Source organism: Plantactinospora sp. CNZ321, from assembly GCF_004217235.1.
In genome coordinates this window covers 7,378,299-7,403,552 of record NZ_SHKQ01000001.1, presented here as the reverse complement: position 1 = coordinate 7,403,552, position 25,254 = coordinate 7,378,299, and the positions used below count along the sequence as shown (strand labels likewise).

Annotated in this window: 21 protein-coding genes and 1 pseudogene; 15 read left to right on the top strand and 7 right to left on the bottom strand. The window is 72.3% G+C overall.

The window, feature by feature from the left end:
* The first annotated feature begins 14 nt into the window (after positions 1 to 14).
* On the top strand, positions 15 to 1,445 hold the full coding sequence (locus EV371_RS32180; RefSeq protein WP_130465372.1) for an outer membrane protein assembly factor BamB family protein: 1,431 nt from the start codon (positions 15 to 17) through the stop codon (positions 1,443 to 1,445).
* Positions 1,446 to 1,541: 96 nt separating this feature from the next.
* The gene (locus EV371_RS32175; RefSeq protein WP_130465371.1) at positions 1,542 to 3,212 is read left to right on the top strand and encodes a fumarate hydratase; all 1,671 of its coding nucleotides are present in this window, start codon (positions 1,542 to 1,544) and stop codon (positions 3,210 to 3,212) included.
* Between the two features lie 9 nt (positions 3,213 to 3,221).
* Here the strand turns inward: EV371_RS32175 and EV371_RS34860 are convergent.
* Together EV371_RS34860 and EV371_RS32165 are read right to left on the bottom strand one after the other, a co-directional pair.
* A pseudogene (locus tag EV371_RS34860) lies at positions 3,222 to 3,429 on the bottom strand (adenosylcobinamide amidohydrolase); the annotation flags it as partial.
* 284 nt (positions 3,430 to 3,713) lie between these two features.
* A complete protein-coding gene (locus tag EV371_RS32165) occupies positions 3,714 to 3,920 on the bottom strand; it encodes a hypothetical protein (RefSeq protein ID WP_130465370.1) in 207 nt (68 codons plus the stop codon).
* Between the two features lie 174 nt (positions 3,921 to 4,094).
* On the opposite strand from EV371_RS32165, the gene EV371_RS32160 reads away from it, so the two are divergent.
* Entirely contained in the window at positions 4,095 to 4,337 is a 243-nt protein-coding gene (locus EV371_RS32160; protein WP_130465369.1) for a hypothetical protein, read from the top strand.
* A gap of 99 nt (positions 4,338 to 4,436) precedes the next feature.
* Here the strand turns inward: EV371_RS32160 and EV371_RS32155 are convergent, their stop codons facing one another.
* On the bottom strand, positions 4,437 to 4,691 hold the full coding sequence (locus EV371_RS32155) for a hypothetical protein (RefSeq protein ID WP_130465368.1): 255 nt from the start codon (positions 4,689 to 4,691) through the stop codon (positions 4,437 to 4,439).
* Between the two features lie 242 nt (positions 4,692 to 4,933).
* On the opposite strand from EV371_RS32155, the gene EV371_RS32150 reads away from it, so the two are divergent.
* From EV371_RS32150 to EV371_RS32140, 3 genes are all read left to right on the top strand, one after another.
* The gene (locus EV371_RS32150; RefSeq protein ID WP_130465367.1) at positions 4,934 to 7,930 is read left to right on the top strand and encodes a BTAD domain-containing putative transcriptional regulator; all 2,997 of its coding nucleotides are present in this window, start codon (positions 4,934 to 4,936) and stop codon (positions 7,928 to 7,930) included.
* A gap of 146 nt (positions 7,931 to 8,076) precedes the next feature.
* A complete protein-coding gene (locus tag EV371_RS32145; RefSeq protein ID WP_130465366.1) occupies positions 8,077 to 9,477 on the top strand; it encodes a class II fumarate hydratase in 1,401 nt (466 codons plus the stop codon).
* A gap of 29 nt (positions 9,478 to 9,506) precedes the next feature.
* Positions 9,507 to 10,196: an HAD family hydrolase gene (locus tag EV371_RS32140; protein ID WP_349338919.1), complete on the top strand. Its 690-nt coding sequence runs from the start codon at positions 9,507 to 9,509 to the stop codon at positions 10,194 to 10,196.
* 91 nt (positions 10,197 to 10,287) lie between these two features.
* Here the strand turns inward: EV371_RS32140 and EV371_RS32135 are convergent, their stop codons facing one another.
* The gene (locus EV371_RS32135) at positions 10,288 to 10,896 is read right to left on the bottom strand and encodes an IclR family transcriptional regulator (protein ID WP_349338939.1); all 609 of its coding nucleotides are present in this window, start codon (positions 10,894 to 10,896) and stop codon (positions 10,288 to 10,290) included.
* Between the two features lie 286 nt (positions 10,897 to 11,182).
* Between EV371_RS32135 and cysS the strand changes: the two genes are divergently transcribed.
* The 9 genes from cysS (at position 11,183) to EV371_RS32090 (ending at position 22,578) form a co-directional block, all read left to right on the top strand.
* Entirely contained in the window at positions 11,183 to 12,604 is a 1,422-nt protein-coding gene (gene cysS, locus EV371_RS32130; protein WP_130465365.1) for a cysteine--tRNA ligase, read from the top strand.
* Positions 12,604 to 13,758 carry a 23S rRNA (guanosine(2251)-2'-O)-methyltransferase RlmB gene (rlmB, locus tag EV371_RS32125; RefSeq protein WP_130465364.1) on the top strand — a complete coding sequence of 385 codons (1,155 nt, stop codon included), beginning with the start codon at positions 12,604 to 12,606 and terminating at the stop codon, positions 13,756 to 13,758. The genes cysS and rlmB overlap by 1 nt, the downstream gene beginning before the upstream one ends.
* A 149-nt stretch (positions 13,759 to 13,907) precedes the next feature.
* The gene (locus tag EV371_RS32120; protein ID WP_130465363.1) at positions 13,908 to 16,757 is read left to right on the top strand and encodes an Hsp70 family protein; all 2,850 of its coding nucleotides are present in this window, start codon (positions 13,908 to 13,910) and stop codon (positions 16,755 to 16,757) included.
* An 88-nt stretch (positions 16,758 to 16,845) separates the two neighbouring features.
* The gene (locus EV371_RS32115; RefSeq protein WP_130465362.1) at positions 16,846 to 17,928 is read left to right on the top strand and encodes a pentapeptide repeat-containing protein; all 1,083 of its coding nucleotides are present in this window, start codon (positions 16,846 to 16,848) and stop codon (positions 17,926 to 17,928) included.
* A gap of 228 nt (positions 17,929 to 18,156) precedes the next feature.
* Positions 18,157 to 19,701: an ATP-binding protein gene (locus EV371_RS32110; protein ID WP_165436890.1), complete on the top strand. Its 1,545-nt coding sequence runs from the start codon at positions 18,157 to 18,159 to the stop codon at positions 19,699 to 19,701.
* Entirely contained in the window at positions 19,701 to 20,105 is a 405-nt protein-coding gene (locus tag EV371_RS32105) for a roadblock/LC7 domain-containing protein (RefSeq protein ID WP_207230665.1), read from the top strand. The genes EV371_RS32110 and EV371_RS32105 overlap by 1 nt, the downstream gene beginning before the upstream one ends.
* Before the next feature lie 217 nt (positions 20,106 to 20,322).
* Positions 20,323 to 20,694: a DUF742 domain-containing protein gene (locus EV371_RS32100; RefSeq protein ID WP_207230664.1), complete on the top strand. Its 372-nt coding sequence runs from the start codon at positions 20,323 to 20,325 to the stop codon at positions 20,692 to 20,694.
* Positions 20,675 to 21,322, top strand: coding sequence for an ATP/GTP-binding protein (locus EV371_RS32095; RefSeq protein ID WP_130465359.1), 648 nt, complete (start codon positions 20,675 to 20,677; stop codon positions 21,320 to 21,322). The genes EV371_RS32100 and EV371_RS32095 overlap by 20 nt, the downstream gene beginning before the upstream one ends.
* Positions 21,319 to 22,578 (top strand): cytochrome P450 family protein, encoded by a 1,260-nt coding sequence (locus tag EV371_RS32090; protein ID WP_207230663.1) that lies wholly within the window; start codon positions 21,319 to 21,321, stop codon positions 22,576 to 22,578. The genes EV371_RS32095 and EV371_RS32090 overlap by 4 nt, the downstream gene beginning before the upstream one ends.
* Before the next feature lie 90 nt (positions 22,579 to 22,668).
* Here EV371_RS32090 and EV371_RS32085 read toward each other — a convergent pair whose 3' ends face one another.
* From EV371_RS32085 to EV371_RS32075, 3 genes are read right to left on the bottom strand one after another with little or no spacing between them, the layout of a single operon-like run.
* On the bottom strand, positions 22,669 to 23,316 hold the full coding sequence (locus tag EV371_RS32085) for a hypothetical protein (protein WP_130465358.1): 648 nt from the start codon (positions 23,314 to 23,316) through the stop codon (positions 22,669 to 22,671).
* A 25-nt stretch (positions 23,317 to 23,341) separates the two neighbouring features.
* Positions 23,342 to 24,211 (bottom strand): ABC transporter permease subunit, encoded by an 870-nt coding sequence (locus tag EV371_RS32080; protein ID WP_130465357.1) that lies wholly within the window; start codon positions 24,209 to 24,211, stop codon positions 23,342 to 23,344.
* Complete coding sequence (locus tag EV371_RS32075) at positions 24,211 to 25,194, bottom strand: carbohydrate ABC transporter permease (RefSeq protein ID WP_349338911.1); 984 nt, start codon at positions 25,192 to 25,194, stop codon at positions 24,211 to 24,213. The genes EV371_RS32080 and EV371_RS32075 overlap by 1 nt, the downstream gene beginning before the upstream one ends.
* Positions 25,195 to 25,254 lie beyond the last annotated feature (60 nt).

Sequence of the window (25,254 nt, the reverse complement as noted above, 5' to 3'; positions counted from 1 at the left end):
TTTACGGTAAGCGGATGGCCAAGGGGAGCGCCCGGAGCGCGGGCGCGATGTCCGCCCTGGCCATCGCGCTGATCGCGGTCATCGTGCTCGCGGCCACCAACGTCTGGAACCCGTTCCCCGGAGTCTGGGACTGGGTCAACCGCGACGAGCCGATCTCCGAGCCGGACGTCGTCTGGCAACAGCGGATCGGCGGTACCCCGCAGAGCGTCACCATCGCCGGCAACACGGTGGTGATCCGCTACCGCACCCGGGTCGAGGCCCGCAGCCTCGCCACGGGCCTGCGACTCTGGGAGCGCAAGGCCGACTGGGCGGCCGTCGCGGGCGGCGACCGGGACGCCGTCGTCGCCGTCGGCAAGCTGCTGAGCAAGGGCTACGAGCTGCTCGACCCCGACACCGGAGCGGTACGCCGCAAGGACAGCGCGGCGGTCGGCGTCTGGACGTACCGCAACGCCGTGCTCGACGTGCGCTGCCGGGAGCCCCGGGACTGCACCCTGACCGCGTGGGATCCCCGGGGCAGCAATCCGATCTGGACGACGTTCCTGCCCGGGGTCGAGACCGGGCCGCTCGCCGGCAACCCCGACACCCTCGGCACCCGGCCGTTGACCACCCGGCGGGTACACGAGGGTGCCGGCGGCCCGGTGGAGATGCCGCCGCTGCTCGGGCTCTCCGTCGACGGCCGGGTACACATCGTGGACACCGCCACCGGCCGGGTGATGCAGGACGTGAAGCCCGGGCAGCAGGACCGGATCGTGGTGGTCGGCGGCCGGATGCTGCGCATCGAGGCCCGCGCCGCCGACGGCACCTGCTACTTCACCGTGGTGGCCCGGGACCCGGCGACCGGGCAGGAGGTGTGGCGCCGGGACGGGCTCAACCTGCGTACCGCCGACGGTGCCGGCTGCGTACAGCGGGAGGATCCACAGGGCGGCGAGAACGTCTTCGTCGGCGTCGGGCCGGACGCCCGGGAGACGGTGATCGACGCGTACGACGGCCGGGTGCTCTGGAGCGGCCCGAAGGGTGAGAAGCTGCTCGCCGTCGACGACCGGTACGCGCTCTCCCGCTCCGCCGACCAGCGCTCGGTCATCGGCAGCGAACTCGCCATCGACCGGGCCCGGTGGACCCGGCCGGTCCACTCCGAGGGCGGGGCGGCGCTCGCCCGGCACGCCGCCCTGCTGATCGACCGGCGTCCGAACCGGATCGTCGCACTCGACCCGCGCAGCGGCCGGGAACTGGCCAACGTCCGCTCGTCGGCCGAGGTGCTCGCGGTGGGTCCGGCCGGGATGGTGATCGGCGACGGGCGGGACATCGGGTACCTCCGGTTCGCCGGGGTCTCGACCGGCGGCCCGGGGCCGACCGCCGGCCCGGGCGGGCCGGAACCGGAGCCCGGCGTCGAGTGCGGCGGCCCGAAGCAGCCGGAGTGCCCACCGGAGAACGGCAAGGACGGCTGAGCGTGTTTCCCGCGTCGGCAGCCGGATGAGAGCGACGTCGCAGGGCCGACCCGGCGGGTGGGCCGGCCGCGGTCGGCTGGCCTAGGCTTGCCGGCTATGAGCAGTGGCGCGCCGTTCTCGTACTCCCCCCTGTTGCCCGTCGGCGCAGACCAGACCGAGTACCGACTGGTCACCGACGAGGGCGTAGACGTGGTTCACGGGCCGGGCGGCCGTCGCTTCCTGACCGTGGAGCCGTCGGCGCTGACCGCGCTGACCGCCGAGGCGATGCACGACATCTCCCACTACCTGCGGCCGGCACACCTCGCCCAGCTGCGGGCCATCATCGACGATCCGGCCGCGTCTCCGAACGACCGCTTCGTCGCGCTGGACCTGCTGCGCAACGCGAACATCGCCGCCGGGGGCGTACTACCGATGTGCCAGGACACCGGCACCGCGATCGTGATGGGCAAGCGGGGACGGCACGTGTTGACGGACGGTGCCGACGACGAGGCGGTGTCCCGGGGGGTCTACCAGGCGTACACCCGGCTGAACCTGCGGTACTCGCAGCTCGCCCCGCTCACCACCTGGGAGGAGAAGAACACCGGCAGCAACCTGCCGGCCCAGGTGGAGATCTACGCCGAGGACCCGGACGGGCACCCGGACGCGTACAAGTTTCTCTTCATGGCCAAGGGCGGCGGCTCGGCCAACAAGTCGTACCTCTACCAGGAGACCAAGGCGCTGCTCAATCCGAAGCGGATGATGCAGTTCCTGGAGGAGAAGCTGCGGCTGATCGGCACCTCGGCCTGCCCGCCGTACCACCTCGCCGTGGTGATCGGCGGCACCTCCGCCGAGTACGCCCTGAAGACCGCGAAGCTCGCCTCCGCGAAGTACCTGGACAACCTCCCCACCGCCGGCTCGATGCTGGCGCACGGCTTCCGCGACCTGGAGCTGGAGGGCGAGGTACTGGAGCTGACCCGGCAGTTCGGCATCGGCGCGCAGTTCGGCGGGCGCTACTTCTGCCACGACGTACGCGTGGTCCGGCTGCCCCGGCACGGTGCCTCCTGCCCGGTCGCGATCGCGGTCTCCTGCTCCGCCGACCGGCAGGCGGTAGGCAAGATCACCCCGTCCGGCGTCTGGCTGGAGCGGCTGGAGACCGACCCGGCCCGGTTCCTGCCGGACGTCACCGACGCCCAGCTCGACCAGGGCTCCGAGGTGGTCCAGATCGACCTGAACCGGCCGATGGACGAGATCCGGGCCGAGTTGTCGAAATACCCGGTGAAGACCCGGCTCTCGCTGACCGGCCCGCTGGTGGTGGCCCGGGACATCGCGCACGCCAAGATCGCCGAGCGGCTGGACGCGGGTGAGCCGATGCCGCAGTACCTGCGCGACCACGCGGTCTACTACGCCGGACCGGCGAAGACCCCCGAGGGGTACGCCTCCGGCTCGTTCGGCCCGACCACGGCCGGCCGGATGGACGCGTACGTGCAGAAGTTCCAGGCCGCGGGTGGCTCGCACGTGATGCTGGCCAAGGGCAACCGGTCCGGTCAGGTGACCCGCTCCTGCGAACAGCACGGCGGGTTCTATCTCGGCTCCATCGGCGGCCCGGCCGCCCGGCTGGCCCAGGACTGCATCAAGCACGTCGAGGTCCTGGAATATCCGGAACTCGGCATGGAGGCGGTCTGGAAGATCGAGGTGGTGGACTTCCCGGCCTTCATCGTCGTCGACGACAAGGGCAACGACTTCTTCGCCGAGGTCACAAAGCCGGTACTGACCGTCGGCCGCCGCTGACCGACGCTATCGCTCAGCGCCTGCTGCCAGGTGGGCATCCGGGTCGTCCCGGCGGTACGACATCGGCACGGTCGCGTTGACCACCCAGTGACGCGTACCCCCCGCCGCCGAGCGGGCCGGAGCTGATCACCAGCGCCGGTCGGTGAAGTCGCCAGACCAGCAGCGGAAGGTCACGCCCGTCCTCGGATCGGTACGTCAGCTCCGGTCCGCCAAGCACCGACCTACTCTTCGGTCCCGTCCCGGACCTCTTGGCCGTCGGGCAGGCGCCCCGTCGAGCAGCCGCCTGCATTCACCTGGACAGCAGAGGCGTAACCGGAGCCCGATAACGCCTCTGCTGTCCAGGTGATCGCCAAGACGATCATGGGTTCGGTCGGGCGCCGACGCGGGCAGGGGTGCGGGTTGACTGATCGAAGTCAGACCGTAAGGGTCAGCCACCTGACCGGTCGCGGCGAGGTCAGAGCAGGGGCGGCTGATCGAGGGCTTTGTCGCGTCGGGGTTGGGTCAGCCCCGGCAGTAGAAGACCCGGAGATCGTAGATGGCGGTGGCACCGTCGCCGGAGTCGAGGACGGACAGCATCAGGTGTTCGGTGCACACCCTGATCTCGTGCCCATGGCCGGAACCGCTGTCGGTCCAGACCTGCACCTTCCCGTCCGCCGGCAACTCACGCGGACCGACCACCCGGATCTCCGTAGGCGCGAAGCTGGCCATCTGAATCTCCTCTACTTGGAGTCACCCAGCGGGCGCCCGGGGATCGCCGGCCCGTCCGAGCATCCGCAGATGCCAACTATCACACTAGATATTTGGCCAAACATCAAGCTATGAGGTTGGCCAAATCAGGGGATACATGAGTTGGCCTAACATCTGGCCTGTTGGAATGGCCAAGTGGCGGACTTGGAGTCGGCGGTACGGAAGCTGCGTGCGGCGCAGGCTGGGGTATCTCGCGCCGAGGAGCGGGCCGCCCGACTTTTAGCCGAGGCTCGCGCCCGGGTGGACCAGGCGCGTGCGGAGCTGGCCGAGGCGATTCGGGCCAAGGCAGCGGCCGGGACGCGACAGCGCGACATCGTTGAGGTCACCGGCTACAGCCGGGAGCGCATCCGCCAGATCATCCGGGACGGAGAGGAATGACGCCTGAGTGTCAACCCGCTAGGCGGATTACCTGGATCCGAAGGAACTGCAGCGTTGCCCATCGGGCGGCGCTGGACGACGGGCAACCTGAAACGCGACTCAGTCGGCGTGGGACAGGGCGCTGGTGCGGACCAGCACCTGCCGTTCGGGACCTGCGCTGCCGTCCCCGCGCAACTCCACGCCGCGTAGGGACAGCCACTCGAGCTGGGGATACCGGCCGAGATCCGCGCCGACCCGGGTGACCCGGAGGACGAGCGGGCCGGTTCCGTAGCAGTAGTCGGATTCGGCGAACTGCAACACGTCCCCGGCGGCCGGCGCCGGCCGGGTCCGCCGGGGACGTGCAGAGGCATCCATGTCCTGGCGTCTCCTCAGGTGTGGATGGCGGCGAAACCGCTGCTCCGACACGGTGCGTCCGCCGCCCCCGCAGGTCGCCGGACGCACCGCCCCCGTCGGTGCTGTACCCAACTTCATACGTGCTGTGCACAGTGTTCGCGGTGGCACTCTCGTTCCACTGCCAGCCCGCTATCAAGTCGATTCTGCCGCGCGTGATTGTCGGGTTACCCTGCTGCCGGATGTGACCTCGGTCAGGAGCCGGCATGCGGTTCGGAATTCTTGGGCCGCTCCAGGTGAGCGGCGGCGAGTCGACGGTGACCGCCGGCCGGGACAGAGTGGTTCTGGCGGTGTTACTGCTGCATGCCCCGCAGGTGGTACCCGTCGACGATCTGGTCGACGCGGTCTGGGAGGCCGATCCGCCGGTCACCGCGCGCGGGCAGTTGCAGACCTGCGTCTCCCGGCTGCGCCGGCTGCTGGTCGCCGCCGGAGTGCCCGGTGAGACGATCGTCACCGGCCCCGCCGGCTACCGCATCGTGCTCGGGCCGGACGACCTGGACGCGCACCGCTTCGAGCGGCTGGTAGCCGGGGCCCGCAGCGCCGTCGCCGAGCAGAACTGGCCGGAGGCGCGGGAGGGGTACCGGGCCGCCCTCGCGCTCTGGCGCGGTCCGGCGCTCGCCGGCATCAGCGGTCACGCCGTCCGCCGGGGCGCGGCGTCGCTGGACGAGCAGCGGATGCTGGCGATGGAGGACAGCTTCGCGCTCGAACTGCGGCTCGGCGGCCGCAGCGGCGACCTGGTCGCCGAACTGACCGAACTGGTGGAACGCCACCCGCTGCGGGAGCGGCTCCGGGGCCAACTGATGCTGGCGCTCGCCGACAGCGGCCGCCGGGCGGAGGCGCTCGCGGTGTTCCGGGCCGGCTGGGAGATCCTGACCGGAGAGCTCGGCATCGAACCCGGACCGGCACTGCGGGAGGTCCACCGGAGGATACTCGCCGGCGAGGTCGAGCCGGCGGACGAGGAGCCCCAGCCCCGGTCGCCGGTACGTGCCCTGCCCCGGGCCATCGAGGACTTCACCGGCCGGCACGAGACCATCGCCCGGCTGCGTAAGGAGATAGAGGAGGCCGATCCGAGCTTCTCCGCCGTCCACGTCATCGACGGCATGCCGGGCAGCGGCAAGACCGCGCTGGCCGTACACCTGGCGACGGCGCTGGGTGCCGCGTACCCGGACGCGCACCTCTTCGTCGACCTGCACGGGCACAGCCTGCACAGCCCGCTGCCGGCGAGCACGGCCGTCGGCACGCTGCTGCGGCAACTCGGGGTACCGGGGGAGCGGATCCCGGCCGGCCTCGATGACCGGCTGGCGCTGTGGCGCACCGAGCTGGCCAGCCGGCGCGTACTGCTGGTGCTGGACAACGCGGCCAGCACCGCCCAGGTCGGCCCGCTGCTGCCGGCCGGTCCCGGCTGCCTGACCGTGGTGACCAGCCGGCGCCGGCTGGTGGGCCTGGATGGGGTACGTGCGCAGTCGCTGACCGTGCTGGAGCCCGCCGAGGCGGTCGACCTGCTGGCCCGGATCGCCGGCCCGGAACGGGTCCGGGCCGAGCCGACGGCGGCGGAGGAGGTGGTCCGGCGCTGCGGATACCTGCCCCTGGCGATCCGGCTCGCCGCAGCCCGGCTGGCCCACCGTACGCGCTGGCGGGTCGCGGACCTCGCCCAGCGGCTCGGCGCCCCGGACCGTCCGGTACTCGCCGAGTTCGCCGTCGAGCACCGGACCCTGGCGGACGCCTTCGCGCTGTCGTACGCCCAGCTGCCGGAGCCGGTCCAGCGGACGTTCCGGCTACTCGGGGTGCGTCCCGACGTGCAGTTCGACCAGTACGCCTGTGCCGCGCTGACCGAGCTGCCGCTCGCCGTGGCCCGGGAACATCTCGACGAACTCGTCGACGCGCACCTGGTGGACGAGGTGGACGCGGGGCGGTTCCAGCTGCACGATCTGGTCCGGGAGTACGTCAGCGAACTGGTCACCGTGGTCGGTGGCGCGCCGGCGCGGCGGCAGGCGTTGCAGGCGTTGCTCGACTACTACCTGCACGCCGCCGCCTCGGTGAGCCATGTCCTCGAACCGAACGGAAACCTCCAGCTGGCCATACCGGGGCAGCCGGCCCGCCCCGAACTGGTCGCCGTCGCGGTACAGCGAGGGCAGGACTGGCTGGAGGCGGAGCGGCGCAACATGGTGGCGCTGGTCCAGCTGGCGGTGCAGGAGGGCCTGTACCGGTACGCCTGGCAGCTCGCCCGGGCCAACTGGCGGCAGCTCTATCTCGGCGGCCACCTGGACGAGCTGATCCAGACCCACACCGACGGGCTGCGGGCGGCGGAGGCGCTCGGCGACGACGCCGGGATCGCGATCATGCACAACTACCTCACCTCGGCGTACTTTCGGCTCGGCGAGTTCCAGCGTTCGCTCGAGTCGCTGCGGGTGGTCATCGCGATCTGGGAGCGGCTCGGCGACGTCGCCGGGCGGTCGGTGGCGACGGTCAACCTCGGCCTGCCGCTGGTGATGCTCGGCCGGACCCGGGAGGCGATGCACTACCTCGAACTCGGCTTGGAGCTGGCCCGGCAGACACCCGGCTGGCATGCGATGCCGGGCGCTCTGACCAACCTGGGCAGCGTCTATCTCGGGCTCGGCCGCTACTCGGACGCGCTGCGGGTGCTGCGGCACCGGCTCTTCCTGGCCCGCCAGGTCGGCAAGATCGCTGTGGTGGCGGACACCGTCGGCTCGATCGGCGGGGTGTACGGGCGGCTGGGTCAGCGCGACCGGGCGCTGCGCTACATGTCCGTGGCGCTGCGTATCCAGCGGGCCCGGGGAAACCCGTTCGCCGTCGCGGACCTGCTCAACGAGATCGGCAACGTCGAGCGGCGGTGCGGCCGGCCGGAGGTGGCGGCGCAGCGGCACCGGGAGGCGCTGGTGGCGATGCGGGACGCCGGGGACCGGGCCGGCGAGTGCACCGCCCGGAACCTCCTGGGCCGCGCCATGCTGGATCTCGGGGACACCACCGCCGCGCTGGACCTGCACCGGCAGGCACTGCTCGGCGCGACGAAGATCCAGACGCCGTACGAGCAGGCCCGCGCGCTGGATGGACTGGCCCACTGCCTGCGCCCGACCGATCCGGCGGCCGCCCGGTCGTACTGGACCCGGGCGCTCGCCCTGCTGATCCAGGTCGACTCCCCGGACCAGCACGAGATTCGGCGGCAGCTACGCGAACTCGGCTGACCCCGGACCAGCATGAGATACGGCGGCAGCTACGCGAACTCGGCTGACCCCGGAACGAGCCGGAACTGGCGGCTGAGGTGTCCGGCGGACCGATCCGTGACGGCGATCATCTGCGAGCCGGCCCGGGTCGGGGCAGGATGGAACGCGTGACCACACCAGAGGCGGCCGGCTACCGGATCGAACGCGACACGATGGGCGAGGTGGAGGTGCCCGTCGACGCGCTGTGGCGGGCCCAGACGCAGCGGGCGGTGCAAAACTTCCCGATCTCCGGACGCGGACTCGAACCGGCGCATATCCGGGCGCTGGCGCAGATCAAGGGCGCCGCCGCGGCGGTGAACGCCGAACTCGGCGTGATCGACGACGCCGTCGCCGCGGCGATCGTCACCGCGGCCGCGCACGTCGCCGACGGCGGCTACGACGACCAGTTCCCGATCGACGTCTTCCAGACCGGCTCCGGCACCTCGTCGAACATGAACGCCAACGAGGTGATCGCCACCCTGGCCGCCCGGAAGCTGGGCCGCGAGGTGCACCCGAACGACGACGTGAATGCCGCCCAGTCCAGCAACGACGTCTTCCCGTCCTCCATCCACCTGGCCGCCACCCAGGCCGTCGTGCACGACCTGCTGCCGGCACTGCGGCACCTGGAGTTCGCGCTGGAGTCCAAGGTGGACGAGTTCGCCGAGGTGGTGAAGGCCGGCCGTACCCACCTGATGGACGCCACACCGGTGACGATGGGCCAGGAGTTCTCCGGGTACGCCACCCAGATCCGGTACGGCATCGAGCGGCTGGAGAGCTGCCTGCCCCGGCTCGCCGAACTGCCGCTCGGCGGCACCGCGGTCGGCACCGGGATCAACACCCCGGCCGGCTTCGCGCCCAAGGTGATCGAGAAGCTGCGCGAGATGACCGGGCTGCCGCTGACCGAGGCGCGCAACCACTTCGAGGCGCAGGGCGCCCGGGACGGGCTGGTCGAGGTCTCCGGTCAGCTCCGCACGATCGCGGTCGGCCTCTACAAGATCGCGAACGACATCCGCTGGATGGGGTCCGGCCCCCGGGCCGGGCTGCGCGAGGTGCAGATCCCCGACCTGCAACCCGGCTCGTCGATCATGCCCGGCAAGGTGAACCCGGTGGTCTGCGAGGCGGTCCGGCAGGTCTGCGCCCAGGTGATCGGCAACGACGCCACGGTCGGCTTCGCCGGGTCGCAGGGCGACTTCGAGCTGAACGTGATGCTGCCGGTGCTGGCCCGCAACGTGCTGGAGTCGATCCGGCTGCTCGCCAACGTCAGCCGGCTCTTCGCCGACCGCTGCGTGGTCGGCCTGGTCGCGAACGTCGACGTGGCGCTGGCGTACGCCGAGGGGTCGCCGTCGGTGGTCACCCCGCTCAACCGCCACCTGGGCTACGACGAGGCGGCCTCGATCGCCAAGGAGGCGCTGGCCAAGGAGCTGTCGATCCGCGAGGTGGTGCTCGCCCGGGGACACGTCGAGGCGGGCCGACTCACCGCCGAGCAGCTCGACGAGGCGCTCGACGTACTCCGGATGACCCATCCCTGACGTTCCCGGCGGCACCTATCCTCGTACGCGTGGACGTGCGCACGGTGGTGTTCGACGCGGACGAGACACTGGTCGACCTGCGTCCGGCGGTGACCGGCGCGCTGGTCGCCGTACTCGCTGCGATGCGGCGGCTGAGCCCGGCGGCCCGGGACGTCACGCTGGCCGAGATCGAGGGGGACTGGGACGCCGTCCTCGCCGACCACGCCGGTGAGCCGGTCACCCGGATCCGCCGGGCCGCGCTGGCCCGGTCACTGGCCCGGGCCGGCCTGACCGCCGAACTGGAGCCGATCGCGGAGCTCTACTTCGCCCGGCGGTTCGCGCTGACCCGGCCCTTCGCGGACACCCTGCCGGCACTCGGGGTGCTGCGCCGGTCGTACACGCTCGGCTTCGCCACCAACGGCAACAGCCGGCCGGAGCGGTGCGGATTGGCCGCGGACTTCGCCTTCGAGATCTACGCGCACGTCGGCGGCGTACCGAAGAAGCCGGCACCGGAGTTCTACGCGGCGGTACTGGCGGCAGCCGGGACGCCCCCGTCGTCGGTGGTGCACGTCGGAGACTCGCCGAGCAAGGACGTCGAGGCGGCCCAGGCAGCCGGCCTGCGCGCGGTCTGGCTCAACCGCGCCGGCCTGGCCCGCCCGGCCGGCCTGCGCCCCGACGCCGAGATCCGCTCCCTGGCCGAACTCCCCGCCCTACTCCACCACTGGTGCCAGACCCCCTAACAGGCGGTGAAGGTCCGGGCAATATCAGGGAAAGAGTGGCCTCCAGCGCCCCGGGAGCCACTCTTTCCGGGAAGTTGCCCGGTCTCCTGGGTCAGGAGAGGGCGGTGGCGATCTCGGTGGCGGCGGCGCGGACCTGGGGGCCGGTCTTCGTGACGTCGAGGGCGGCCAGGGCGACCACGCCGACGCTGGCCTCCAGGCCGGGGACTCCGAGCACGGGTGCGGCGACGCCGTGGGCGCCGGACTGGAGTTCGCCGCTGGTCGTCACCGGGTCGGCCCGGCCCTGCCGGCCGGCCAGGATCGCCCGGCCGGCCGCGCCCCGGTCCAGCGGATGACGGGTGCCGGTCCGGTAGGCGACGTGGAACGCCGTCCAGCTCGGCTCGACGACCGCCAGCGCCACCCCCTCGGCACCGTCGACCACGGTCAGGTGCGCGGTCGCCCCGGTCTGCTCGGCCAGCCGGCGCAGCGCCGGCAGCGCCCCGTCGGCGAGCAGCGGCTGGGCCCGCCGGGCCAGGTGCAGCAGTCCCGCGCCGAGCCGCAGCCGGCCACCGGCGTCCCGGCGGACCATCCCGTGTTCGGTGAGTGCGCCCAGCAGCCGGTAGACCACCGCCCGGCCGACACCCAACCGGGTCGCCGCCTCGGTCACGGTCAGCCCGCCGGAGGCGTCGGCGACCAGGTGCAGCAGGCGCAGGCCACGGTCCAGGGTCTGCGCCGTCTCGCCGGCCCGGCCGGCGGCCTCCTCGCCGGCCCGGCCGGCGGCCTCCTCGCCGGCCCGGCCGGCGGCCTCCTCGCCGGCCCGGCCGGCGGCCTCCTCCGCTGGGTCGGCCGCTCCGTCGCCCACCACCCTCGCCACATCAGGCAGCGTACGGCCGGTGCCGGTCGGCACGGGAGCCGGCGCGACCGGAGCCGGGCCGGGTGAGGATTCTGCGGGGTGCGGGTGGGGGTCTGCGGGGTGAGCCCGAACAGACATAGGTCGGTACCCTTGTACGGTGACGCTACGCCTGTATGACACCGCCACCCGTTCGGTGCGGGACTTCGTTCCCATGCGTGCCGGCGAGGTGGGGATCTACCTGTGTGGCCTCACCGTCCAGTCCTCGCCGCACATCGGCCACCTCCGGGGCGGGGTCAACTACGACGTGCTGCGACGCTGGCTGCTGCACAGCGGCTTCCGGGTGACCTTCATCCGCAACATCACGGACGTCGACGACAAGATCCTGACCAAGGCGGTCGCGCAGGACCGCCCGTTCTGGTCGATCGCGTACGCCAACGAGGTGCTGCTCGGTGCCGCGTACCGCAGCCTCAACGTGCTCCCGCCGACGTACGAGCCGAGGGCGACCGGGCACATCCCCGAGATGCACGAGCTGATCAAGAAGCTGCTCGCCGAGGGGCACGCCTACGTCGCCGACGACGGTTCCGGCGACGTCTACTTCGACGTCCGGTCGTACGCCGAATACGGCGACCTGTCCGGCCAGCGGCCGGAGGCGACCCAGACCCAGATCGCGGAGGAGTCCGCCGAACGGGGCAAGCGGGACGTCAACGACTTCGCGCTCTGGAAGGGCGCCAAGCCGGAGGAGCCGGCGGACGCGGCCTGGCCGTCGCCGTGGGGGCCGGGCCGGCCCGGCTGGCACATCGAGTGCTCGGCGATGTGCTGGCGCTACCTCGGCGCGGAGTTCGACATCCACGGCGGCGGGCTCGACCTGACCTTCCCGCACCACGAGAACGAGCAGGCCCAGTCCCGCGCCGCGGGCCTGCCCTTCGTCCGGTACTGGGTGCACCACGGCCTGCTCAACCTCGGCGAGGCCAAGATGAGCAAGTCGCTGGGGAACGTGGTCGACCTCGACCACGTCGCCTCGATCGGGATCCGTCCGGTCGAGCTGCGCTACTACCTGGTCGCCCCGCACTACCGGTCCCGGATCGACTACTCGGACGAGTCGCTGCGCGAGTCGGCGGTGGCGTACCGCCGGGTCGAGGGCTTCGTGCGGCGGGCCGTGGAACGGGTCGGCGCGGGTACGCTCGCCGAGCTGCCGGCCGAGTTCGGCGCGGCACTGGACGACGACCTGAACACCTCGGCGGCGATCGCGGTGCTGCACGACACGGTCCGGGACGGCCAGATCGCACTCTCCGGCGGCGACGACGCCGGGACCCGGGCGGCGCTCGGTGTGGTCCGGGCGATGCTCGACGTACTCGGGCTCGACCCCCTCGACGCGGCCTGGAGCAGCAACGGGCAGGATGGGGAACTGCGGTCCGTGGTCGACTCACTGGTGGCGCTGGCCCTGGAGCAGCGGGCACAGGCCCGCAGCCGCAAGGACTGGGCCGCGGCCGACTCGGTGCGCGACCAGCTCAAGCACGCGGGCGTGGTGGTCGAAGACACCCCGCACGGGCCGCGTTGGACGATCGGAGAACAGGACTGATGCCCGGAAACTCGCCACGCCGAGGCCGTCGGGTCAGCGCCAAGAAGGGCGCCGTCAGGGGCTCCGGCGGCAAGAACCGGGACGCGCTCAAGGGCCGGGGCAAGACCCTGCCCGCCGACGAGCGCCCCTGGCACAAGGCGTACTCCGGCACCGAGCAGGTGCCGCAGCGCACCGCCTGGAAGCAGGCGAAGGAGCGCCGGGCGGCCGCCGAGGAGGGGCGGGCGCCGAAGGTCGGCATACCGGGAAGCAAGGACACCACCTGGGGTGCCGGCGGCGCCGGTACGAAGAAGGGCGGGCGCAAGTCGGTCAGCGCCGGTCGGGGTGCGGCCAGTGCCGGGCGTCCCGGTGGCAAGCCGGCTCCCCGTCCGGGTCCCCGGGTCGCGCCGGGCCGCCGCTCGGCTCCCGGGCGGGAGGCGGCGGAGCTGCTGGTCGGGCGCAACCCGGTGGTGGAGGCGCTCCGGTCACAGGTGCCGGCGACGGCGCTCTACGTCGCGCAGGGCATCGACATCGACGACCGGGTGAACGAGGCGGTCCGGACCGCCGCCGACCGGGGCATCGCGATCCTGGAGGTCAGCCGGGCCGAGCTGGACCGGATGACCGGCGGGGTGCTGCACCAGGGCATCGGCGTGCAGGTGCCGCCGTTCGCCTACCAGCCGTTCGAGGACATGCTCGCGGTGGCGCTGGAGCAGCCCTCACCGCTGCTGGTCGGGCTCGACGGCATCACCGACCCGCGCAACCTCGGTGCGGTGATCCGCTCGGCGGCGGCCTTCGGCGCGCAGGGCGTCTTCGTACCCGAGCGGCGGGCCGCCGGGATCACCGCGACCGCCTGGCGGACCAGTGCCGGTGCGGCGGCCCGGGTGCCGGTCAGTCAGGTGACCAACCTGACCAGGTCGCTGAAGCTCGCCCAGCAGGAGGGGTTCCTGGTGGTCGGGCTGGACGCCGACGGCGAGACCGAGCTGTACGACCTGGAGGCGGCGGTCGGTCCGCTGGTGCTGGTGGTCGGCTCCGAGGGACGAGGCTTGTCCCGGCTGGTCGGCAGCACCTGTGACCTGCGGGTCAGCATCCCGATGGTCTCCGAGGTCGAGTCGCTCAACGCCAGCGTGGCGGCAGCCGTGGCGCTCGCCGAGATCTCCCGCCGCCGTCTCGCCGCCTGACCGCAGCCTGACCGTCGCCCGACCGTCGACCCCGTTGTCCCCGTCGACCCCGGGAACGAGCGAGATCATCACGGCCGGGTCCGGTGCTGCGGGGTGCCCCCGTAACATGCAGGGCCGGGCAACCCCTCGCCCGGCGGAGGAGTCGGTTCATGGCGGGTCAGGACGGAGGCTACGGGCTCGGCGTCGACCTCGGGACCTCGCACACCGTGGCGGTGCTGCGCTGGCCCGACGGCCGGACCAGACCGCTGCTGCACGACGGGCAGCCGATCCTGCCGTCCGGCGTGTTCCTCGACGACGCCGGACGGCCACACGTCGGGCGGGACGCCCAGCGGCTGGCCCAGGCCGACCCGGCCCGTTACGAACCGAACCCCAAGCGGCGGATCGACGAGCCGGCCGTACTCCTCGGTGACCGCGAGATCGCCACCGTCGACCTGCTGGCCGGCGTGCTCGGTGCGGTGGCCAACGCCGCGGTGGAGGCGGTCGGGTTCCTGCCGCCGGCCGTACTCAGCTACCCGGCCAGTTGGGGGTCACGTCGCCGGGACACCCTGGCCGCCGCCGTCGCCCGGGCCGGCTGGCCACCGGTCCCGTCCGGTGCCGATCCGGCCGCCCGGCTCCCTGGTGCCGGTCCGGCTGCCCGGCCCAATGGCGGGACGCTGCTGGTGCCGGAGCCGGTTGCCGCCGCCCGCTACTTCACCGACGTGCTGCGCCGGCCGGTGCCGGTCCGGTCCGCGCTGGCCGTCTTCGACTTCGGCGGCGGCACCCTGGACATCGCGGTGGTCCGCAACGAGGGCATCGACGGGAATGGTCGGGCCCGGTTCGTGGTGGTCGGCTCGGGCGGTGTCGCCGACCTCGGCGGGCTCGACCTGGACGCGGCGCTGGTCGAGCACCTGGGCGGGGTGATCCGGACCGCGTACCCGCCGATCTGGGAACAGTTGCGCCAGCCGGCCAGCGCCGGCCAGTGGCGCGCCCGCCGGCAGTTCTGGGACGACGTACGCGGAGCCAAGGAGATGCTCTCCCGCACCGCGACCGCGCCGGTCGCCGTGCCCGGCGTCGAGCAGGCACTGCACCTGACCAGGGACGAGTTGGAGAGCGTGGTCGGCCCGCTGCTGCGCCGGGGCGTCCACGAGGCCGCCTCGGTGATCGCCAGGAGCGGGCTCGCTGTCGACCAGCTCGCCGGGTTGTTCCTGGTCGGCGGCTCCTCCCGGGTTCCGCTGGTGGCCCGGATGCTGCACGCCGAACTCGGCATCGCGCCGACCGTACTCGAACAGCCGGAGCTGCCGGTCGCGGAGGGCGCGCTCGCCGAACTCCCGCTCCCGGCGACACTCCCGGCCCGGGGCAGCGCCGGGGTGCCGACCAGCCCGGCCGCCGGTGGTGCGGTGCCGACCAGCCCGGCCGCCGCCGGCGGCGCGGTGCCGGGACAGCCCCGGGCGTACGAAACCGGGGCGGCGCCGGTCCCCGGTGCATCCGGTCCGGCTACGGCGGTCGCCGGTGCATCCGGGGCGGCGGCTGCCGGCGGCTATCCGCCGACCGGGTCGGCGCATCCGGCGGGTGGTGTCGGGTCGGCGCATCCGGCGGGTGGTGTCGGGCCGGCGCATCCGGCCGGTGGTGTCGGGTCGGCGTGGCTGGCCGGCCTGGCACGCCGCCGCCCGGTCTGGATCGGCGTCGGGGCGCTGGTCGCGCTGGTCGGTGTGGTCGCCGCGACGCTGCTCTACCTGACCCGGGACCGCTACCCCGGCCTCGACTACGTCCCCTTCCAGGAGGTCGACCGGATCGCCACCCGGGAGAAGAACCGCACCTCGCTCCTCACCGCCACCGCCGGTGAGCGGGCGTACGTCGCCTACCAGCGGACCGACCAGCGGTTGGACATCGCGGTACTCCACGCCGAGTCGGCGAAGGTCGAACGGTGGATCACCACGGCGGCCGGCGCCGAGGGGTGGAGATGGATCAAGGCGCTCCCGGACGTACTGCTGGCCAAGGCGGAGGTCAGCAGCACCAGTACCCCGCGCGACCTGATCGCCCTCGATCCGGTGACCGGTGCCCAGCTGTGGAAACGGGCCGTCCGGGGCGACGACCGGTTCTACTTCTTCGACGAGTACGTGGTGGTGCTCGACGAGACCGCCGACATGCTGATCGGGATCAACGCGCGTACCGGCAAGGAGTGGACCAGGCCGAACCCGAAGGGCGAGTACGACAGCGACGCCGCCGGTTATCCGATGCGGACCCTCCAGGAGGTGAGTGGGCCCGCCGAGCCGTACGGGGACGCGGCGCTGCCGAACCGCGGTGCCAAACCGCGACTCGTGCAGATCGGCGCGGACGGCTCGATCCGGGTCATCGACGTGACGAACGGCGAGGTGCTGAAGTCCCGGGCCGACGCCGCCGACACCGACGACGAGGTGCTGGCGTACGAGGGACAGCTCTTCGTCGCACCGAAGACCGGCGGCTACGGCCTGGCCCGGTACGACCTGGAGACCCTCGGCCCACCGACGACCATCTACAACGCGGCGGACAAGAACCGCCGGCCGACCGAACTGGAGCCCTGCGGGGAGAAGCAGGTCTGCCTGCTGGAGACCGCCGGGTCCGGCACCGACAGCACCGAGCTGGTGGCGGTCCGGACCGACCAGGGCGGCAGTCAGCAGGCCGCCTGGCGCCGGAAGGTGCCGCAGGCGAAGAGCCTGCTGGCGGTCGGCGAGCGTGTCCTGGTCCAGACCGGTTCCAGCGGCGACCCGGTGGCGAAACTCTTCTCCACCGAGGGGGCCGAGAAGCTGAGCGAGGACGGTGTGGCCGTCCGGGTCGACGGCGGCAACCTGCTGCTCTTCGCCAAGGAGTTGAGCACGATCACCCAGGATGCCAGCGTCGCCGGGGTGGTCGCCGAGTCCGGAAAGCTGACCCAACTCGGCCTGCTCAAGGAGGTCAGCACCGACTCCTGCTCCTGGAACACCTCGGTCATCGTCTGCGGGGCCGACTCCGAGTTCGTCGTCGCCCGCTTCACCGCCGGATAGCGTCCGGCCCTGGACGACGCCCAGACCGCCGGATGGTGCGCACGTCGCCGGGTAGCCGGGGTCAGCAACCGGCAGGCAGACTACGTGCATGGATATCCAGCCCGGCCGGCGGCGGCCGGTCCTGTTTCTCGGCGTACCCGCGCTGGTGCTCAGCGCCGTGGCCACGCTGCTGGCCGGTGTGGCGCTGCATTCCGCCGCCGGCGCCACCGACGCCGGACCCGACCGGGTCACCGCGAGGTTCACCGCCGCCGTCGAGCTGCTCGCCTCGCCCTCCGATGTGGTACGGGCCAGCGGCGTCCACGCGCTGGACGGCGTACTCCGGGACGCGCCGGCCGAGCAGTCGACCGTCGTCCCGGTGCTCGCCACCTTCGTACGCCGGCAGTCGCAGCTGGACGCGGCGGAGGCCGCCGCCGGGTCGGTCCGGCGGCCGGCCGGCCCGGACCGGCGGCCCGGGGTGGACGTGCAGGCGGCATTGACCGTGATCGGTCGCCGGGATGCCGCCCGGGACCGCCCGGGTGACAGGCTGGACCTGACCGGGGCGGTGCTCACCGGGGCGTCGCTGGCGCAGGCGCGGTTGACCGGTGCCCTGCTGACCGGGGCCCGGCTCGACGGCGCCGACCTGACCGGGGCCCGGCTCGACCGGGCCGACCTCACCGAGGCCGACCTGCGTGGTGCCGTACTCGACCGGGCCAGCCTGCGGGAGGCCCGGCTGGGCGGGGCGGACCTGACCGAGGCGCGACTCAACCTGGCGATGCTCGACCGGGTGACGCTGGCCGGTGCCGTGCTGGTCGGCGCCGCGCTGGACGGGGCAGGGCTGACGGGTGCGACGCTGGTCGGCGCGGACCTGCGGGGCGCCCGTCTCGATGCCACCAATCTGACCGCCGCCGACCTGACCGGGGCGAACCTCAGCGACGCGTACCTCGGCTACGTCACCGCGCCGGGAGCGGAACTGGTCCGGACCAGACTGGTCGGTGCCAACCTGGTCGACATCGACCTGACCGACGCCCGGCTGGTCGGGGCGAACCTCAACCGCGCCATGCTGCACGGCGCCACCATGGTCGCCACCGAGGTCACCGCGGAGCAGATCAGTTGCGCCGTACTCAGTGACCGGACCCGACTGCCGGCCGCGATGACCACGCCGGTCTCCCCGGCTCCGACCTGCGCGGACTGACTCCGTCCGGCCCGCTGACCGAGATCCACCCATGGCGGCGTGGCCACCGTACGGTCGCCGCTTGCGGCAGCGACATCTGTCCGGTCAGAGGGGAGATCCTCCCGATCTGATCGGGTACCATCCTCATCCACCACGTGCCTGAACTGCGGTTTGGGGCCCCGTCCTGCCCGGATCCTCCGCTCGAAGGTGAACATGACACCTCTTGAATCGTCCGGTCGTCCCTCGCCCATGGGCCGCCCACTGTGGTCGGCCACCGTCCTTCTCACCACCCTGGCCGGTACGGCGGCCGTGGTCGCCGCCGTGCTCGGCACCGGCCCGGAGGCGGCGGCGGTCACCGCGCTGGCGGCCGGAGCCGCCGGGCTGACCCTGGTGCTGCTGGCGGTGCTCCGGCGCCGGCAGCGGGCCGCCTGGGCCGCGTTCGGCGAGCGCGAGCGGGAGTTCGAAAGACAGGTGCGCGGCTACCAGCAGCAGCTGGCGGAGCGCGAGAGGCAGTGGCAGGAACGGGCCGAGGCGCGGTCGGCGGCGGTGGACAACGCCCTCGAACACCTGCTCCGGGCCCGGCTCCCGGCCGTGCTGACCGGATCGCCGGTACCGTCCACACCGCGCGATCCGCTGCTGGACGACCGGACCGCCGGCCTCGTCGACGAGGTCCTCGCCGAGGCGACCAGCGCGCTGAAGCGGTCGGACGAGCGCGAGGAGTCGTTGCGGCTGGCGGTGGTGGCGCTGTCCCGCCGGGTGCAGACGGCGGCGCACTCCATCCAGGAGCAGGTCTCGCTGATGGCCGACCGCCACCAGCACGACCCGGACGTGGTGGAGTCCAGCATGCGGGTCGACCACGCCGCCGCGCAGCAGGCCCGGCACGCGCAGAGCCTCGCCGTGCTCTGTGGAGAGTGGCCGGGGCAGCAGTGGCAGGAGCCGCTGGCCATGGTGGACGTGGTGCGTGCCGCATCGGCCCGGATCCTGGCCTACCAGCGGGTCGAGGTCTCCGGCGACCAGGACGTGGCGGTCGCCGCCGAGGTGGTGGAGCCGGTCATCCACCTGGTGGCGGAGCTGCTGGCCAACGCCACCCAGTCGTCCCCGCCGGCCACCACCGTGCCGGTGACGGTTCGGCGGGTGCAGCGCGGTGCGGTGATCGAGGTCGACGACGGCGGCATCGGGATGGACGACCACCGGCTGGAGCAGGCCCGGGAGACGGTCTCCGGGCGGCGCCCGGTCGGGCTGGGTGAGCTCGGCGAGATTCCGCAGACCGGGCTCGCCGTCGTCGGCCACTACGTCCGCCGGCACGGTTTCCGGGCTGACCTGAGCGAGTCGCCGTACGGCGGGCTGCGGGCCGTGGTGCTGATCCCGTCGAAGGTGGTGGAGACGGTGGACCCGCCGGAGGCGGTGGTGCTGCGCTCGCCGGCCGTGCTGCCGGCGCAGCCGCCGGCGGCACAGTCGGAACCGGGGCCGAGGCCGGTCGAGGCGGAACCCGCCGACCCGGCCACCGGCGTGACGCTGCCCCGCCGACGATCCCGCCGCGGCGAGTCCGCGTCGGTCACTCCGGTGGCGGCGGAACCGGCCGCGGCGTCCGCCGAGCCGACACCCGAGCAGGCCGGCTCCTGGATGGGCGCCTTCATCTCCGGCACCCGGACCGGTGACGAGCCGGACATCACAGTTGCATCCGAGGAGTTCCGCCCACACGGAGGAGTGGACGCCATGCCGTCAACCACCAACGCGCCTGACCGCCCCGTCCGCCCCACGGACGACGCCACGGGTCCCATGGGCGGCTCCTGATGAGCGCGATGCAAGACCAGAGCTGGATGCTGGCCGAGGTGGTCTCGGTGCCGTACGTCCGGCACGCCGTGGTGCTCTCCGCCGACGGCCTGGCGATGGTCCGGTCCGAGCACACCGATCAGGACGTCGCCGACCGGCTCGCGGCCGCCTCCTCCGGGTTGCAGTCGCTCGGTCGCAGTGTGGGCCGGGAGTTCGGGTCGGGCGGCCGGTCCCTCCGGCACTTGATGATCGAGTTCGACGGCGGATACCTGTTCCTGCGGCGGGCCGGCGACGGCTCACATCTGGCGGTGGTGACCGAGCCGGCCGTCGATCCGGCGCTGATCGCGCACCAGATGCAGGCACAGGTGAACCGGATCGGTGAGCGGAACCTCGCCACGACGGCACGGCACGGCAGCGGGGCCTGACGCTTCCGGCCGGTGGCCGGGGCAGCCGTAGGTGTGGCGCACCGTCGCGCCCACGCCCGCGCATCACAGTTGCATCCGAGCAGTTCCGCCCCAGACGGAGGAGTCGACGCCATGCCGCCAACCACCACGCCGCCGCCAATCATCACCACGGCTGACCGCCCCATGGCCGATGCCGCCGGCCGCCCGGGCGGCTCCAGATGAGCCGGCGGAGCAGGGTGTGACCCCGCGGGAGAAGCGGAGCGGCGCCTACCGGGACACGGCGCTGCGCCCGTACGTGCTCACGAAGGGCCGGGCTCGGCCGTCCCGCAACACCATAGGGATCGACACGCTACTGGTCGCCGCCGATCCGGCGCCACCCCTGCCGGTCTCGGCCGGTCGTCAGGAGCGCGCCCTGCTGGCCATGTGCCGTGGGCTGCTGTCGCTCGTCGAGGCCGCCGCTCGGCTGAAGTTGCCGGTGAGCGTCGTACGCGTGCTCGCCAGCGACCTGGTCGACTCCGGCCACCTGACCGCGCGGGCCGGAAGCCCGCGCGCCGAACAGCCTTCCCGGGAACTACTGCAAGAGGTGCTGAATGGGCTCCGCGCTCTCTGACCGCTACCTACCCGGCACCGTGACCAAGTCGGTGAAGATCCTCGTGGTCGGCAGCTTCGGGGTCGGCAAGACCACCCTGATCGGCTCGGTCAGCGAGATCACCCCGCTGCGGACCGAGGAGACCATGACCCAGGTCAGCGAGGGCGTCGACGACCTCACCGGCCTGCCGGGGAAGGCCACCACCACGGTCGCGATGGACTTCGGCCGGATCACCCTCGACGAGAGCCTGGCGTTGTACCTTTTCGGTGCGCCCGGGCAGCGGCGCTTCTGGGACCTCTGGGAAGGGCTGGCCGAGGGTGCCGCCGGGGTACTGGCCCTGGTCGACACCCGACCCGGCCGGCTGGAGGCCAGCTTCGAGGTGTTCGACCAGTTGGAGATCGGCACCCGGTTGCCGTTCGTCGTGGCGGTCAACCATTTCCCGGACACGGTGCGGCACAGCGCCGAGGAACTGGGTACCGCCCTTGACCTGCTGCCGGAGACGCCGATCGTGGACTGCGACGCCCGGGATCGCGCCTCGGCCCTGACCGCGCTGACGGCCCTCGTCGCGCACGCCGTCGACCTCGCCGCCCCGGCCGGCGACCCGACTCCGGACCGGACCCGTCCGGCCGCTCAGGAGGTGGTTTCGTGACAGCCGCGACGTCGCGTCGGGAGGCGGGCACTCCCGCGTCCCTCGACGACATGACCGGGTTGACTCCGCTGGTGGCGACGACGATGTGTCCGGAGCCGCGACACGTCTTCCAGAAGCTGCGTGAGGAGTACGGCCCGGTCGCGCCGATCGAGCTCGAACCGGGGATCAACGCCTGGCTCGTGCTGGGATACCACGAGGTCCTGACCGTCGCCCGGCAGGAGCAGACCTATTCCTGTGACCCCACCGACTGGTCGGTGTACCAGGCCGGCCGGCTCGCACCCGACTCACCGGTCCGCCCGATGATGTCGCCGTACAACAACGCCTTCTTCACCAACGGGGAGCGGCACCGACGGCTGCGTGCCCCGATCGACGGCGGGATCGCCACGATCGACCAGCGGCAGATGCGGCGTGCCGTCGCGGCGCTCTGCACCGAGGTGATCGCCGGTTTCGCGGCCCGGGGCGAGGCCGACCTGGTCGCCGACTACGCCGCGGTCGTCCCGATGCTCGCCATCGCGGACACGTTCGGCCTGGACGCCGTGCAGGGGCGGGCCCTTTACCTCGCGCTGCAGCAGCTCTACGCCTGGCAGGCCGACGCCGCGGCCGCGCACCGCCGGGTGATGGAGATCCTCGCCGAGGTGGTCGCGGCGCGTCGGGCGACGCCGACGAAGGACCTGACCAGTTTCCTCGCCGCCCATCCGAACCTGCGCGGGGACGCCGAGATCTACGACACCATGCTGCTGCTGATCGTGGCGTCGAACGAGAACACCGTCAACTGGATCGGCCAGACGCTGCGGCTGATGCTCACCGACGAGCGGTTCGGCGGCCGCCTCCGGGGCGGCCGGCTCGGCGTGGACGACGCGCTGGACGAGGTGCTGTGGCGGGATCCGCCCTTCACCAACGCGGCGGCCCGGTACGCGATGTCCGACGTCGAGCTGGGCGGGCAGTTGATCCGGCGTGGCGACGCGCTGATTCTCGGCCTGGCCGCCGCCAATGCCGATCCGCGAATCCATACCGCCGGTGAGACGTGGTCGGAGGTCGGCAACCGGGCTCACCTCGCCTGGAGCGCCGGTCCGCACGCCTGTCCGGCCACCATTCCGGCCCGGCTCATCGCCCGGACCGCCGTCGAGACCGCCCTGCATCAGCTGTCAGGAGTCCGGTTGGCGGTCGCGCCGGAGGAGGTGGCGCCGGTCGCCTCGTCCTGGACGCGCGGCCCGGCGTCGCTGCCGGTGCGCTTCACGCCCGCCGACCAGCCCTGACCTCCGGTCCTGGCCTCCGGTCCTGAGCACCCTCCCTGGGCGACCGGGCCGGGTCGAACCAGCCCGGGAACGGGACGGGGAGGTCCCGGGTCAGAGGTCGGTCGACGGCGGCACCCGCCCGGCCAGCCGGCGGGTGGTGGCGTGCAGCCCGAAGAGCGTGTAGCCGACCAGGATCGGGGTCAGCGGCGGGAGGACGAGCACGCAGAGCAGGAGGGCCAGCGCGACGGTACCGGTGCTGCCGAGCAGGATCACCGGCCGTTCCCGGACCGTCCGGGTCGACTCGCGGACCGCGCGCCGCCAGCCGTGGCCGCCACGCTGACCGAGGCGTACCACGGTCAGCCCGGCGAAGCCGCCGGCCGCCGCCGCCAGCGCGGCGGTGACCACCACCAGCACCGCGCCGCCGGGTACGACGCCCCGGGTCAGCGCCAGCAGGTTCACCGCGAGTACCGCGGCGGCGATCCCGGCGAGCAGGGTGGGCAGGATGCCGGGCAGCACGGCGCGGCGGAAGTCCCGCAGCACGGGTCGGGTCCCGGGCCAGCTCCCCGTCTCGATCCAGGTGTGCAGCGCGGCGCTGCCGGTGCCGACCGCCGCTCCGGCGGTGACCACCGGCAGTGCCGCGACGGTGGTGACGATGCCGAGCAGCGCCAGATCGGCGGCGTTGCGCAGGGTGTCCCGCCAGTCGGGTCGGGTGGCCGGGGCGGGCTGCTCCGGCCAGTTCGGTGCGGGTGGCTCGGTCATGTCCCGAGTCTGCATCCCCGACACCTCAACCCTTGAGCCCACTGGTGTTGATGCCCTGTACCAGCATCCGCTGGAAGGCCAGGAAGAAGACGAAGACCGGCAGCAGCGACAGTACGGACATCGCGAACATCGGCCCGAGGGATGTCTGCCCGCTGGAGTCGATGAAGAGCCGCAGCCCGATCGGCACCGTGTAGCTGGTCGGGCTCGGCAGATAGACGAGCTGGGTGAAGAAGTCGTTCCAGGTCCAGATGAACGAGAAGATCGCCGTGGTGACCAGGGCCGGCCGGCTCAGCGGCAGGATCACGTGCCGGAACACCCCGTACGGCGAGCAACCGTCGATCTTGGCGGCGTCGTCCAGCTCGCGCGGGATGCCGCGCATGAACTGCACCATCAGGAAGACGAAGAACGCCTCGGTGGCGAGCAGCTTCGGCACGATCAGCGGCAGCGGGGTGTCGACCCAGCGGAAGTAGTTGAACATCACGTACTGCGGCACGATCAGCACGTGGCTGGGAAGCAGCAGGGTACCGATCATGACGGCGAACCAGAGCCTGCGCATCCGGAACCGCAACCGGGCGAAGGCGTAAGCGGCCACCAGGCAGGAGAGCGCGTTGGCGACCACCGTGGCCAGGGCGATCACCGTGCTGTTCAGGAAGAACCGGCCGAAACTCAGGCCCCTGATGTAGTTCCAGCCGTCCGGGTAGTTGGCCCAGGTCACCTTCTCCGGAATCACCGAGAGGTTGCTGACCACCTCGGTCGGTGACTTCAGGGACGAGCCGGCCATCCACAGCAGCGGATAGAGCACGAAGGCGAGCACCCCGACGAGCGCGAGGACCCGGACCACGCCGCGCCAGCGGCGGCCGGTGGCCGAGGTTGCCCGGACTGCCTGGACTGCCATCAGTCGTCTCCGTCGGAGTAGTGCACCCAGAACCGGCCGGTGCTGAAGAAGATCACGGTGATCACCGCGATGGCCAGCAGGAAGACCCAGGAGAGCGCCGACGCGTAGCCCATCCGGAACTCTCCGAAGCCCTGGTCGTAGATATGCAGGGTGTAGAGGAGCGTGGAGTAGACCGGCCCGCCGGTGCCGTTGCTGATCACGTATGCCGAGGTGAAGCCCTGGAATCCGTTGATCGTCTCCAGCACCAGGTTGAAGAAGATCACCGGGGAGAGCATCGGCAGGGTGACGTTCCAGAACTGGCGGACCCGGCCGGCGCCGTCGACCGAGGCGGCCTCGTAGAGCTCGGTCGGCACCTGCTTCAACCCGGCGAGGAAGATCACCATCGGGGCGCCGAACTGCCAGATGGCCAGCACCATCAGCGTCTCCAGCGCCCAGCTCGGGTCGTTCACCCAGGCCCGGCCCTGGATTCCGAAGAGGCCGAGGAAGCTGTTGAACGCCCCGTCACCGCCGAACATGGCCCGCCAGACCAGGGCCAGTGCGACACTGCCGCCCAGCAGCGAGGGCAGGTAGAAGAGGCTGCGGAACAAGCCGACGCCGCGCCGTTCGCGGTTGAGCAGCAGCGCGACGCCGAGCGCGGCGGCGAGCTTGAGCGGCACCGCGATCAGGGCGTACGTCAGGGTGACCGTCACCGCGTGCCAGAACGCCGGATCCTCGCCGAACATCCGCCGGTAGTTGTCCAGCCCGACCCACTCGACGAGTTCCCAACTGGAGAGCACGTCGTAGTTGGTGAAGCTCAGGTAGAGCGAGAAGAGCATGGGGAAGGCGGTGATCGCCATCAGGCCGATCAGCCACGGGGAAAGGAAGACGTAGCCGGCGACCCCTTCGGCGCGGTGCCGGCGCCGACCGGCCCGCGTCCGCCGGCCCGGCGTGCCGGCCGGCGCCGGGTCGTCGGGACGCGGCTTGGTCGCCGTGGATAGAGCCACGGGTTGGTTCTCCTCTCGAAGGACGCTCCGGCAGGGGTGGGGAGCCGGGCAACCGGCTCC

Excerpts from the sequence above, each read along its gene's own strand:
- EV371_RS32180 (WP_130465372.1), top strand. The coding sequence starts at position 15 with ATGGCCAAGGGGAGCGCCCGGAGCGCGGGCGCGATGTCCGCCCTGGCC.
- EV371_RS32175 (WP_130465371.1), top strand. The coding sequence starts at position 1,542 with ATGAGCAGTGGCGCGCCGTTCTCGTACTCCCCCCTGTTGCCCGTCGGC.
- EV371_RS32165 (WP_130465370.1), bottom strand. The coding sequence starts at position 3,920 with ATGGCCAGCTTCGCGCCTACGGAGATCCGGGTGGTCGGTCCGCGTGAG.
- EV371_RS32155 (WP_130465368.1), bottom strand. The coding sequence starts at position 4,691 with ATGGATGCCTCTGCACGTCCCCGGCGGACCCGGCCGGCGCCGGCCGCC.
- EV371_RS32150 (WP_130465367.1), top strand. The coding sequence starts at position 4,934 with ATGCGGTTCGGAATTCTTGGGCCGCTCCAGGTGAGCGGCGGCGAGTCG.
- rlmB (WP_130465364.1), top strand. The coding sequence starts at position 12,604 with ATGCCCGGAAACTCGCCACGCCGAGGCCGTCGGGTCAGCGCCAAGAAG.
- EV371_RS32120 (WP_130465363.1), top strand. The coding sequence starts at position 13,908 with ATGGCGGGTCAGGACGGAGGCTACGGGCTCGGCGTCGACCTCGGGACC.
- EV371_RS32115 (WP_130465362.1), top strand. The coding sequence starts at position 16,846 with ATGGATATCCAGCCCGGCCGGCGGCGGCCGGTCCTGTTTCTCGGCGTA.
- EV371_RS32110 (WP_165436890.1), top strand. The coding sequence starts at position 18,157 with ATGGGCCGCCCACTGTGGTCGGCCACCGTCCTTCTCACCACCCTGGCC.
- EV371_RS32105 (WP_207230665.1), top strand. The coding sequence starts at position 19,701 with ATGAGCGCGATGCAAGACCAGAGCTGGATGCTGGCCGAGGTGGTCTCG.
- EV371_RS32095 (WP_130465359.1), top strand. The coding sequence starts at position 20,675 with ATGGGCTCCGCGCTCTCTGACCGCTACCTACCCGGCACCGTGACCAAG.
- EV371_RS32085 (WP_130465358.1), bottom strand. The coding sequence starts at position 23,316 with ATGACCGAGCCACCCGCACCGAACTGGCCGGAGCAGCCCGCCCCGGCC.
- EV371_RS32080 (WP_130465357.1), bottom strand. The coding sequence starts at position 24,211 with ATGGCAGTCCAGGCAGTCCGGGCAACCTCGGCCACCGGCCGCCGCTGG.